The 13490-nt window shown below is 47.2% G+C and carries 5 protein-coding genes; 3 read left to right on the top strand and 2 right to left on the bottom strand.

The features are described 5' to 3' along the window. Positions 1-152: 152 nt before the first annotated feature. Together N5E84_RS08000 and fvtA are read right to left on the bottom strand one after the other, a co-directional pair. Entirely contained in the window at positions 153-860 is a 708-nt protein-coding gene (locus N5E84_RS08000) for a 4'-phosphopantetheinyl transferase (RefSeq protein ID WP_017045634.1), read from the bottom strand. Between the two features lie 139 nt (positions 861-999). After that, positions 1000-3081: a TonB-dependent siderophore vanchrobactin receptor FvtA gene (gene fvtA / locus N5E84_RS07995; RefSeq protein WP_019281795.1), complete on the bottom strand. Its 2082-nt coding sequence runs from the start codon at positions 3079-3081 to the stop codon at positions 1000-1002. 164 nt (positions 3082-3245) lie between these two features. Here fvtA and vabH point away from each other — a divergent pair, with 164 nt between their 5' ends. From vabH to vabF, 3 genes are all read left to right on the top strand, one after another. Then, the gene (gene vabH / locus N5E84_RS07990; protein ID WP_019281793.1) at positions 3246-4586 is read left to right on the top strand and encodes a vanchrobactin esterase VabH; all 1341 of its coding nucleotides are present in this window, start codon (positions 3246-3248) and stop codon (positions 4584-4586) included. A 21-nt stretch (positions 4587-4607) separates the two neighbouring features. Beyond that, positions 4608-4802 carry an MbtH family protein gene (locus N5E84_RS07985; protein ID WP_019281792.1) on the top strand — a complete coding sequence of 65 codons (195 nt, stop codon included), beginning with the start codon at positions 4608-4610 and terminating at the stop codon, positions 4800-4802. Positions 4803-4907: 105 nt separating this feature from the next. Continuing rightward, positions 4908-13394 (top strand): vanchrobactin non-ribosomal peptide synthetase VabF, encoded by an 8487-nt coding sequence (gene vabF / locus N5E84_RS07980; protein WP_019281791.1) that lies wholly within the window; start codon positions 4908-4910, stop codon positions 13392-13394. The last annotated feature ends 96 nt before the right edge of the window (positions 13395-13490 follow it).

Here is a 13490-nt window from a genome sequence, read left to right as displayed (position 1 = left end):
TATAAGTCTTAAGTTCCGATCTGGTGATTATCGTGCTTTGCCAAGCGAATAACAACCAAGGAAAGATAAGGTTTTATACCTTTGACGGAATTTTGTACGCTGCTACGCCAGTATTAGGTTGATATGGGGCGTTATAAAGCAGTGTCAGCCGGCTATTTTTTATGCGTCGAAAAATGGGCTTGACTTAAATAACACCAAGTCAGTACATACTCACTGTCAGGCCAGTGGTAACCAACGCTGATTGTGCATGACGGGTTTAAAAAAGGATGAAGATCAGTGTGAATCTGAAAAATGAGTCGTTTGGCGTGTTTGTCAACATGGATCAGTTCTACCACGTGAAAATCAAGAACCTGTTCAACCCATGGATAAATGGCTTTATAAATCGATTCCTTCGCGGAAAAAATCAACGTAATAAAGCTCGCTAATTGGGCAAAGTGATGAGCAAAAATGTGCTCTGCGGGTGTCATTACTTGCTGGCGAATATCACTGAGCCATTCATCTCGTATGAGTTGTTCAATATCGATACCAAGAGCGGCACACGCTTGAGTCTGGTGAGTGGCGGCTGCGATAGCGTAGCCATGGCAATGGGATATTGAGCCTACGATATTTTGCGGCCAAACCGCTTGGTTCCCCTTGCCAATCTCTAACGTTAGCGACTGTGATTGATCCAGTTTGGTTAGGCAGTGTTTTGCACACATCCTGCCAGCTAAAAATTCACAATGGCGTTTTAGCACGGCTTGGTTTAAAGAAGAGGGTAGGGAGATCCCTTGCTCTTCAAGTTTATTTTTGTATTCAGGTAGATACTTCACTTCAAGCTGGTGGTATTGGATGAAAGATGGCCAGTTTGGAATGATGAGCATGCCTATTTTACCTATCGAGTGAGTGAACTTGTTCGATGCGTCGCCTGCGTGGTGACGTTTATCTCAGATTGAGTGAAAAATCACTCCCCCAGTCAAAAACAAAGTGTTGATGTCTAGGAGAGTGAGTCAGAGTGACTAACTAGAACTGGTAATCAGCGACTATGCCAAAGGTGCGTGGACCGCCGACTTCGTAGAGATCACTTTTCTGGCGAATCACGTACTCTTCATCAGTGACGTTTTTCACGTAAGCGCGAATAGTCAAATCGTTGAGAGTATAACCTGCATTCAGATTCAACACGGTGTAATCGCCAGCCGTTTTACTCTCTGTGTTGGCTAAATCGGTATAGTAATCGGAAACGTGGTTAACACGAGCACCAAAAAATAGACCGGAATCTAAGTGTTGAGTAAAGCCCGCACCTGCAGACAGTTTAGGAGCGTAACTGAACTCATTGCCTGAGAGATTGGTAGAGGTACCTGTTGGTCCTTCGCTGATGTCCGTTTTAAGAAGACCGACAAACGCAAACAGGTCGAGCCCAGAATCAAACCAGTAAGAGGCTTCAACTTCCGTACCGTAAGTTTTCCCTTTCGGTATATTGGTGATATAGGTGTCGAAGCGTTTTCCGCTGTCACCTGAGACCGAAGTTTGATAATTTTTGTAGTCGTTGTAGAACAGGTTAGCGGTCAGATCCAGCTTGTCATCCAGGAAGCTTGAACGAGAACTTAGCTCGTAGCTCCAGACTTTTTCTCGTTCAAAAACAAAAACTTCTTCTTTGTACTCGTTATAGCCTAATCCACCGGCATTGTAGCCTTTACGGGCCGTAAGACCGAGGGTGGAGTGATCTGAGACATCAAGTAATAGACCAATCTTAGGCAATAGGATGCCGTCATCTTCATCGGCTTTAAAATCGAGTGGTAGGGTAGCGTGATCGAAATCTCGCTTCAGTTCATCTCTTTCATAACGTGCACCTAATAATAGCTGCCAGCGATTATCCAAACGAATTCTTGAGTCAAAGTAGATTGAGTTGGTTAAAACTTCATCTTTACGTTTTAATGAATCTGTTTCGGTGTATTGATCTTTGAAGAAGCCGGCTAGGCCTAGAATCGCATTGTACTTTTCATCAAGTGATTGATATGTAAGCTTTGCTTCTGCGGTGTAGTTATCTTCATCCACATCACCATACCAATTAGTATCAGGATAAGCTTTGAACTTGGTGGTGTAGTTACGATGGGCGACTAAAATATCCGTTGTCAGTTCATCATTAATCACATAATTGACGTCTAGGTTGATATTCCAGCTTTTGGTTTCTTGGCGACGCGTGCCACTTTTGCTATGCAGTTCAAGTGTGCCCGGCTTGGTAACGAAGTTGGTATATTGCCCCTCTTCATTACGGCTACCAACCGTTAGCTTGGCTGTTAGCTTGTCATTTCCTTGGGGTTTCCACAATAATTTACCACGGACATTATAGGATTCGAGCTCGGAAGGATCCCAAGGGTACTGATCGCCGTTAGGCAGAGAGTAATCGATAGGGGTATTGCCTTTGGTACCTTCGGCGGCAAGACGAAACGCTAAAGTATCTTCAACCAGAGGTGCCGACACGACCCCTGCGAGATGATATTTACTGTCTTCATTTTCATAACCAGCGCGAACTTTACCCTCACGGTGGAACGTTGGATCCTTAGTTTTGATCACAACCGCACCGGCAATACTATTTCGGCCTTGGTTGGTGGATTGCGGCCCTTTATAGACTTCCACTTGTTCTGTATCCCACAGTCCAGCTTTACCAAACGCTTCTCCAGACCAAGATTCAGACACGCCGTCTACCGTGGTATTGACACGAGGTGTTGCGCCTGTCATGAAGGTTAGAAAACCTTCGCCAGGGCCACGTCCATCGACCCCACGAATGTGTGGAATGCCCGAAGGTGCATTGAGTACGTTGGGTACGCGGTCGAGCAGATCGTAGTAATCTCGGCTTTCACCATCATCCACTTCATCGGTGAATAGGGTGAGCGAACTGGTGTTTTCGGCCAGTGTTCCTCCCAATTTCTCACCCACCACAACCACAGTATCCTGCTTTCTCTGCGGCTCTTTTTTTTCGAGCTGTTCCGCGACAACATTTGCGCTAGTACTCACGCAGAGGATGCCAATCAGTGTGGCGAGTTGAGTCTTATTGATATTTCTGACTGCTTTACCACTACCGTTATTCATATCCATGGGCTTCATGACCTAAAAGTTCCTTAATAGAAAAAATGATGTTACTGCAACCATTATCAAATCAACTGCTGCTGGTTGTAATGTTAATGATAATTGTTATTATTTGCAATATCATCAATGCGGTTTTATGCTACTTAGCTTCTATGTTTCAAAAATACTAGGCTTGATATGGGGTGGTTTTAGTGATGGCTGTTAATCAGGAGAGCTTACAAGAGAGGGCTGAGCTCAATGAGGTATTGGCCCGTTTTATTCAAGAGGGCGGCTCTATTGGTGACGAGCCTTGGTGGGCACATGTGCAATCGTTCGGCATGCCTTATGTGATTGAAATAAATGGTGAATATGCAAAGTTGCTTTTTTTATGGCGTGAGCCGAAGCAGAGTGTGGCCGCAAATAAAGCGATCTACGTTGATATTAATGGTGTCACCGATCATCACAGTTTTTCGATGGCGAAGTTTACTCATATCGATAATACCGATGTGTGGTTTTATATCGATAGCGTCAAACAGAGTTGGCGAGGAGGGTACTCTTTTATTCCTGTCCCAGAAGCGTTAGTGCAGCCGAGTTACCAAGGTTCATACGATGCAATGCGCCACCAACATCGGCAATGGCTACGTTCCATTTTTCCACTGAGTTGCGCTGATCCACTGGCTCAAAATGATTTGTCAAAATGCGAGTGGGGGCGCGCGAAAACACCTTGTCATATGCCTAAAGCGCTTACGCAAACAGAGTGGCTCGGTTTCGATTCAGCGCAAGGTCAGTGCTTCAAAAGTGCTGATTCGACCTTTACTTGGCGCAGCACTTTGCTCGGTACATCGCGCGAGATTTGGCTTTATTCGACCGCGCAAAGACCCACTACTGAGCCGTTACCTTTGGTATTGATGCTCGATGGCCGTTTTTGGTCTCAATCGATGCCGGTTTATGAGGCTCTTTCACAGGCGACCCACAGTGGAAAGCTTCCTGCGGCGCTCTATGTGTTGATTGATGAAATTAGCGCTCAACAACGCAGTGATGATCTCAGCTGTAATCCGCTGTTTTGGCAAGCCGTGATGGAGGAGTTATTTCCCTTGATTAACGAGCGCGTCAGAGTAACCCGCGATGCAGACCAAACGGTGATCGTAGGCCAGAGTTTAGGAGGCTTAGCGGCAATGTACGCAGCATTACACTGGCCGCAGCGATTCGGTTCTGTGGTTTGTCAATCGGGTTCATTTTGGTGGCCCGATTTCTCGATCGTTAAACCCCCCAGTGAATATTGTCCACCGAAAAGCGACTCGCGATTAAGCAAAATGAGCCAAGAGGTACATCAAGGTTTAGGTGCCAATTCACGTCTTGCGCTTTTCCTCGAAGTGGGCAGTGGCGAAGACATCATGATCGATTTAAGTCGAGATCTATACCAACAATTGGCTTCACAACAGCATCGAATTCAATTTCGTCTGTTTGACGGCGGTCACGATCGACTCTGTTGGCGCGGCGGGATCATCGATGGCTTGTCATATGTTTTAGAACCTTATCTTTAATTTTCAGCGGTAGAGAGAAATATGTCAGAAAAATACACCAACCCTTTTGATGAATCTAAGCATCAATTTTTAGTGCTGATCAATTCGCATAATCAATACAGTTTATGGCCAGAATTCAAAGCCATTCCCGTTGGTTGGCAAGCCATCCTTGGACCGAGGTCAAAACAAGAGTGTTGCAACTACATCGAAGCTCAGTGGTTAGATATTCGAGCTTAAACCAAACGAGTTTTGACTCCTGCAATAGCGGCGCTGTTCATTCATGCTTGTTAAGCGGGGTAACAAAAAGGGACATAGGCAATGACTTTTGTTAGGAATAAAGAGATGCACAACTCATCAGTGCAAGAGGATCAGTGGCCTCTTATCGGCACACAGCAAGGTATTTGGTTTGCCGAGCAGATGATGCCCAATCCAGAGCAATTTAATGTTGCCCACTACGTGGTGATTCAAGGTCAAATCGATATTGAGTTATTTTCAAACGCGGTAGCCATCGGCTTGCAAGGCGTTGATTCCCTCCACTGCCATTATTTAGAGAGCGATGGCAGCGTGAGGCAGCAGTTTTATCCAGCGGATGAAGAAGGGCAGTGGCTTGAAATCCTCGACTTTTCACAAGCCGCCTTGCCAGAAGAGTCGGCTCGGGAGTGGATGAAGCACGATCTTGCGCAGCGGTTGGACATTTCAGTAAGAAAGAGGCGTTTCCGACACTGTTTAATTGATGTTGGTTCAAGCAATGCACCGCAATGGTTTTGGTATCAACGTTACCATCATATTGACGTGGATGGGTTCAGCGTGAATGCCATCAGTCAATACATCTGCCAACTTTATAAGCATTGGCGGATTGGCGCTGCGAAACCTCAAGAGTTCAGCGCTTTTAGTGATGTAATTCAAGAATATCAGCAATTTTTAGACTCGGCAGCGCGCCAGCAGGCGTATGACTTTTGGCAAACGCAAGCGGCTCATTTACCCAATGTTATTTCGCTCACCACAGGTAGCGCAGCCAATACATCATCGAGTACGATCACTCACACCGTGCCATTAATCGGTGGAGAGTGGTTAACTCGCTATAATCCACAGTTGTTACCCGCCGAGCTTGCGATGGCGATGGTATTTGCTTATCTCCATTTACATTCTGGGCAAGAGCAAGTGTGTGTGGGTGTCCCCTTTATGCGCCGAATGGGTAATGCCGCCACTTGTGCCGCTGGTGCGGTAGTGAATGTACTGCCGGTGGCGCTGTCACTTCATCCACAAATGAGCATTATTGATGTGGCGCGAGAGATGAATAAAACCATCCGCCAAGTTCGTCGCCACCAGATGTATGACGCTGAGCAGATCCAGCGTGATTTGGGATTAGTAGGCCAGCCGCTCTATGGCCCGATACTTAACTTTAAACCCTTTGAAGCTGCACTGAGTTTATCTGGCGTAGAGACTGAGACACATATCCTCTCGGCAGGTCCGATTGATGAGATTGAATTTTCGCCAGTGCTCGATGGTCAGACACTGAGTGTTAATATCACGGCCAACAGCACCAAATATAGCCAAGAGTCATTAGAACTTCATGCCGCTCGTTTCGTTGCGATGGTAGAGCAGATTGCCAACCATCCAACACAGCCACTTGATTTGGTAGAGTTAATCCCGCCGAGCGAGAAGCAGCAGATTACTTTGTGGTCGGTGGGGCCACAACATGAACATGGAACAGAGCAAACCGTGCTGGATGTATGGCAGCAGACTGTTGAGAGCAAGCCAAACGAAGATGCCTTGGTGTTTAAACAGCAGCGTTGGACATTTGATGCCTTCAATCACCTCATTGAAACTCGAGCGGATCAACTGATTACCGCAGGCTTGCGCCAAGGCGATATTGCAGGTGTCGCGTTACGACGTGGGCCTGAAAGCGTCGTGACTATGCTAGCGATTTTGCGAGCGGGTGCGATTTACCTGCCTATCGATCTTGATTATCCCATAGAACGTATTGAATCGATTGTTGAACAAGCACGTCCTTGGTGCTTAGTTGTGGAGGAGGATGAGCAAAACATGGCTTATTCATCGATAAGCTACGTCCCTAGGTTTATTGCTCTTCCTGAATTGGCTCGCATTCACACAGCACCACAACCCAAACCTACGATCAGTCACAGCGACGTGGCTTATATCATCTTTACTTCAGGTTCGACTGGTCACCCGAAAGGGGTCATGAACACACATGGAGCGCTGTTGAATTTACTGCGCTCTCATCAAGGTTCGATTTTTTCTGCGGCCATCAGAAAACTGGCGACACGTCGTCAGTTACCAGAACAAGCTATTACTGTTCGTGCGGCGCATACGACGTCATTCTCCTTCGATGCTTCTTGGGAGCAAGTACTCTGGATGTTGTCTGGCCATACTATGTATTTGTATGACGATGAACAACGGAAAGACGCCTACGAACTGGTTCAGTGTGTTGCTGAAGATAATATCGATGCTCTTGATTTACCGCCTTCACTGTTTGATCAAATGCTCGATAGTGGATTAATTACGAACGATCACGTGCCGACGTTAGTTTTGATTGGTAGTGAAGCCATACCACAAAAGCTTTGGTCCCGTGTGAGTGAGTTTCCCGAACTGCTGGTGGAAAACTTTTATGGACCAACCGAATTTACGGTTGATGCGATCAGCGCTTCGCTTGATGCAGATGCATCGCCTGTCATTGGTCGACCCATTGCCGGTGCTTGTGTTTACGTGCTTGATGAAAATTTAGAGCCTGTCGCTATTGGTGAGGTGGGTGAGCTTTATTTATCGGGTGCGGGGTTAGCAAAGGGCTACCTCAACCAGCCAAGTATGACAGCAGAACGTTTTGTGGCGAACCCCTTTGCGTATGGCAAGATAATGTACCGCACTGGTGATTTGGTGAAGTGGCGAGACAATGGGCTACTGGATTTTGTTGGCAGGTGTGATCACCAAATCAAAATTCGCGGTTTTCGTATTGAATTGGGCGATGTAGAAAGCGCTATTAATGCGATTGATGGTGTTAATACGACGGTAGTCGTGGCAGAGCCTGTTGGCGATACTCATCGTTTATTGGCTTACTGTACTTTGGAAAAAGGGGCTCAGGGTGAGTCAGTTCAACCCGCGTTCACAGAGCAAAGACTGCAAAGTCTTATCGCACAGGCGCTGCCTGACTATATGCAGCCAGCCAATGTGATGATCTTGGATGCTTTCTCTTTGAATGTGAATGGGAAAATCGATAGAAAAGCGCTCCCTAAGTACTCGGCAGGCATGCGTAGCGAACGTGTGGCCCCAATAACCCAACCAGAGCAGCTATTATGTGATGCGATCACCGAGTTACTCGGTGTCAGTGACGTAGGAATGTCAGATGACTTCTTTAACCTAGGCGGGGACAGTATTTCGGCAATGAGCCTTGGGACGCGATTGCGCACGGCGGGCTATGATCTACGACCCAAAGCTATTTTTGCAGCCCGTCAACTGGGTATGATGGCGGGCCAAATGGTGCCACTACAGCAACAACAGCGCGAGAAACAAGAAGGCATTATTCGGCCTCTACCTATGTGGCAATGGTTTGAGGAGACATTTTCTAATACAACCAGTTATGTGCAAAGTGTGCTTGTTGAGGTGGAAAGCGACACCCAATTAGCGCACTTACAAGCCAGTTTAGTGCAACTGGTCGCCAACCATTCCGTGTGTCGCTTGGTCCAAAAAGAACAGCAATACCATATTGAGGCGCTGCAAAATCTTGATGTAAAAAACTGGGTTGAATCGGTTTCGGTTGAGAGGCTAGATGGCAACGTGTTGGACAGTCTGTTTAGCCAGCGCAGTCAGTCGATGTCAATATCATCGGGTCAGCTATTACGCTTGGTGATGATAACAGAGCGCAGTGGGCGTAAAAATCTCATGATCCTTGCTCACCATTTCCTTATCGATGGTGTCTCTTGGCGAATATTGCTTCCGCAGTTGCAGGCATTAACTCAAGCACAAGTCACAGGTGAAGTGGCGGTGATTTCTGAGGAGGTTACTGGTATCCATTGTTGGTCAAAAGCGCTGTATCAACATTTAGCGGTCGCTGCTGCGCAAATGCCATTTTGGCGAGCGCAGGCACAGCGTGCTGTTGCTCCCATCAAGGATCCTGTCGATAAAATACGCATGACGCATTGGCGTACGCCACTCTCTCATGCCGTTACGCAGCCGTTATTGGAATTACCCACACACCAGACGAATCTCGATATTGAAGAGATGCTATTAGCCGCGGTCACGGGGGTGATCGCAAGACTTTATGGGTGTGAAGAGATTAAAGTGAACGTCGAATCTCATGGCCGTGAAGAGTGTAAAGAGGAGATCGATCTCAATCAAACCCTAGGGTGGTTTACCACCGAATATCCGTTGATCATTAACGTGCCAAAGCAGGGTGATTACCGCGAGCGGTTACGTGAAGTGAAGCAAAGTAAGCGCAGTGTTAAAGATAAAGGGCTAGGTTATATGGTGCTGCGCTATCTTGATAATCCGTATCGAGATGAATTACGCACATTAGCGAATACACGCCAACCGTCATTGCTGTTTAATTACCTTGGCCGTTTCCAAAGCAGCGATGGTCAGTGGTCACCACAGCAATATAGTGGGCAGTTTGCCGATACATTTGCCGTCACCTTAAACAGTGAACGGGCTTTGCAGCATCCCTTAGAGCTAAATATTTTCGTCGAAGAATCGGCAACGCCGCGATTGGTGCTCAACTGGTCTTGGAATGCTCATCTATTCAGCCAACAGGAAATGGTGTCGCTGAGCCAACAGATTGAAAGTGAGCTGCTGAAAATACAGCAAGCACTACAAGTTGGCGATAGTGCTGAGTTGGACCTCTCTGTGCCTGCTGACTATACCGAGCCGGGAATCACATTGCGACAAGCGAGCCTATTGCAACACCACTATGGCAAGTTAGCGGATGTACTGCCAGCATTGCCTTTGCAAGAAGGATTGCTGTTCCAATCTCAATTAGGGGATAAAAATAGCAGTTATAACTCCACCACGCGTCTTACTTTCCAAGGTCAACTGTCTGAACATCGCGTGAGCGAAGCGCTTAATGCGGTGATTAGGCGTCATCCGCAGTTGCTCGCTCGATTTGATAGTTCGATATTAGGGCGCACTGTACAGGTGATGACGCAGGTTAATCCAAGCTGGCCACTGACACGTTATGACATAACAAACATGAGTGGTGATGAGCAAAGCGCGTTGATTGATCAGTTAGAGAAGCAAGAGCTAAGCCGCCAGTTTGACCTTAACGATTCTACCCACAGCCTGTTGCAGGCCCAGTTGATTTTTCATGGTGATCAGCAAAGCACACTGCTCCTTTCAGCACATCATCTGGTAGTCGATGGCTGGTCAACGCCGATTTTATTGAATGATTTTCTTAGTGCATACGCCCAAGGGGTCTCGAACTTACCTCCGGTAACCGTCGGCTATGCTCATGTTGTGAGCCAGCTAACGCAGCGTGATAAAACCGTTGCGACCGAGCTTTGGGGCAAAGTATTAGCTGATGTCCAGCCGAGTATGGCTTTTGATGATATTCCGCTTAGCGAGGAAGTTAACGAACATCAGTTATGGCTATCAAAGCATAAAACGGATCAGTTAAATCAGTGTTTACGACATCATGGCTTAACCATGAGCACCTTAATGCAAGGCCTTTGGGCGAGTATCCTCGCCAGCATGACGGGCCGCGAAGAGGTGGTTTTTGGTACGCCAATCTCTGGTCGGTTCAGCCGTATTGCTGGTATTGATGAACAGATAGGGTTATTCAGTAATACCGTGCCGGTGCGTGTGACACTGCAACCTCACCTTAGTTTGAGTGAACAATTAAAAGCGCACCAAGCGATCCAAATCCAATTACTGGAGCACGATGAACTTGGCTTGGGTGAGATCCAGCAACTGGTGGGTGGAAAAACACTCTTTGATACTTTGCTGGTGGTCGAAAACTATCCAGATCATAGCCGTTGGTACCAGCAAGATTTTAGCGGCGCGAAATTAATGGCTATCCACAATCGTGGCTATACCCATTATCCATTAACCATTCTCGTCTTACCGGGAGAGCAACTGCATATCCTGTTTGAATATCGAGACCGAGTCGGCGTAGCAAAACAGATCGTACAACGATTTGAGCAAATGCTGGATGAGTTTATGGTTTCGAGTGATAAGCCTTTCGCTGAATGGGATCTGCGGTTAAGTGGCGAAATTGAATTGCAGCAACGCGTCAACCAGACCAAAACCGCCGTTGAACGCACGACACTGCGTGATTTGATGATCACGCAGCAACAACGTTCTCCACATCAGTTGGCTTTAATTGATAGTGAGCACCGTTTTACCTATCAAGCACTGGCTGAGCAGGTGGCCGCCATTGCCGATTTGCTGCTTCAGCAAGGTATTAAGGCCGGGGATATTGTTGCTGTTGCCTTGCCACGCAGCGCAACCTTGAGCTTGGCGATCTACAGTATTATTGAATGTGGTGCGGCTTATTTACCGTTGGATGTTGGCTACCCGGATGAGCGCTTGGCCTACATGATCAATGATGCTAAGCCTGCACTGATCATCACTTGCTCTTCATTCACCTCACGTTTTGAAGCTTTAGCGGCGCTATTGTTGTTGGATAAGTTACCAGCCCCCGTGCGCGCAGAGCGGCAGAACCGCGCAGATGGGCTTACCCCCTCAAATGCGGCCTACTTGCTTTACACTTCGGGTTCAACGGGTAACCCCAAAGGGGTGTTGGTTTCTCATCAAGCGATTGTCAACAGATTGAAGTGGATGCAGCACCAATATCCCTTGAACTCTGAGGATGTGGTATTGCAAAAAACGCCGTGCAGTTTTGATGTCTCCGTGTGGGAGTTTTTCTGGCCCTTGCTGGAAGGGGCGAGTTTAGTGATGGCTCCGGCTGAAGCGCATAAAGACCCTGAATGGTTATTGCAAATAATTGACGATTATCACGTGACCACGATGCACTTTGTACCTTCAATGCTGGCTGCTTTCATGGCCTCAATTGAAGCAACTCACCCAACGGGTTTCACCGTAGCACCAAGCCTCAAGCAAGTATTTTGCTCAGGTGAAGCGCTTGCGAAAGAGCTCTGCCATCAGTACGCACGTAGAATTAATGCACCGCTGCATAACTTGTACGGCCCGACAGAAGCGGCGGTTGACGTGACTTACTATCCAGCTTACGGCGAGGCATTAAACGCAAGCGTTGGCCGTAGTGCACCGATTGGTTTACCGGTATGGAACACCCAAGTCTATGTGCTCGATAGCTTTTTAAGAGCGGTACCAATCGGTGTGCCGGGCGAGCTCTATCTTGCTGGCGAGCAATTAGCCATCGGTTACTTTAATCGCAGTGCGTTAACGGCGGATCGGTTTATCGCCAATCCGTTTACTTGTGGCGAGCGAATGTACCGCACTGGTGATGTCGTACGTTGGTTAGCGTGTGGCTCGATTGAGTATTTAGGACGCAGTGATGATCAGATAAAAATTCGCGGGCAGCGTGTGGAACTGGGTGAAATTGAAAGCGCATTACAGGCACTTCCTGCGGTAAAACAAGCGGTGGTCTGTGCTCAGACGCTCTCTACTCATTCAGGTATGTTAGGCGCTGATGAACGGCAAATTATCGGTTACGTCATCGCGCATGATATGAGCGTAACGAATGGCGAGAAGCTACGCACTGAACTTTCCGAACATTTACCAGCCCATATGGTTCCGGCGGCTATCGTGTTACTGGATCACTATCCGCTTAGCGCTAACGGTAAGCTAGATAAAAAAGCATTACCGCGGCCAAATGACGTCGCAGTACGGGTAGGGCGCAAGGCTCATCCGGGCCTTGAAACACAATTGGTGACGCTATTTGCTCAAGTATTAGCTGTCGAAACACTGTTTGCTGATGATGATTTCTTTACGCTCGGCGGGCATTCACTGCTGGCGATGAAATTAGCGGCAGATATTCGAAGAGCGCTAAACCTACCTGTCACAGTTGGTCAAATCATGGTCAATCCTACGGTGGAGAAACTGGCGAGTTTGCTGCTGGATGACGATGCTTTTAACGACCCCACCTTAGCTGGTTTTGGCGAAGTGCTGCCTATCCGTGCCGGAAGTGGCCCAGCACTTTTTTGTGTCAACTCTGCTTCTGGCTTTGCTTGGCAATACACAGGGCTACCTAAATATCTGACAGGACATTATCCCATTTATGGTTTGCAATCACCTCGGCCCGGCGGAGCGATGGCGACCAGTGAAACGATGGAAGAAGTGTGTGATCGTTTATTACCCGTCTTAAGAGAGATACAGCCATTTGGACCTTACCATCTATTAGGCTATTCATTTGGCGGAATTGTGGCACAAAAATTGGCCGCGAAGCTTCAACAGCAGGGTGAAGAGGTGCACTTTTTAGGGTTATTGGATACCTATCCACCGGAGGGTCAGAACTGGGATGGCCCGATGGATGAAGAAGAGCAATACGAAATTGAGCGTGAAAAAGAGCAGTTTCTGGCCATCAATGAGCTAACCGATATTGAATTAGATGAGCAACGTTTGGCTATGTTCAATGAGATTACCGCTAACTATGAAGATGCGGTACGTCTACTTGCACAGGCACAAACGTCTGATTATCAAGGTCCGGCCCACCTTTTTGTGGCGCAACGTACGGTGCCAGATGGTTATGATATTGATGCTCATTGGCAATCTTTTGTCGGCCAGTTGATTAAGCATCAGTTTGATTGTTCACATGAAGATATCTTGGCCCCAGAAAATGTACGCCAGATTGGCGAATGTTTAAATACGCTGCTGGAGTCGAAGGCTGCACTGAAAAAATAACAAAAACCACCATCGACGAAACCAGTGCGTATCAAGGCTGGTTTCGTCTTAATCTTCGCAATGTTTTGAAAGCATTACATTCTGGTTTGAATAGAT

Source organism: Vibrio sp. J502 (genome assembly GCF_025397955.1).
GTDB lineage: Bacteria > Pseudomonadota > Gammaproteobacteria > Enterobacterales > Vibrionaceae > Vibrio > Vibrio anguillarum.
Note: the sequence above shows the minus strand (reverse complement) of the source record. Positions and strands in the feature narration are given on the sequence as shown.

What these genes read in the sequence shown, in the direction of transcription:
- N5E84_RS08000 (WP_017045634.1), bottom strand. Translation starts at nt 860, where the DNA reads ATGCTCATCATTCCAAACTGGCCATCTTTCATCCAATACCACCAGCTT.
- N5E84_RS07985 (WP_019281792.1), top strand. Translation starts at nt 4,608, where the DNA reads ATGTCAGAAAAATACACCAACCCTTTTGATGAATCTAAGCATCAATTT.
- vabF (WP_019281791.1), top strand. Translation starts at nt 4,908, where the DNA reads ATGCACAACTCATCAGTGCAAGAGGATCAGTGGCCTCTTATCGGCACA.
- fvtA (WP_019281795.1), bottom strand. Translation starts at nt 3,081, where the DNA reads ATGAAGCCCATGGATATGAATAACGGTAGTGGTAAAGCAGTCAGAAAT.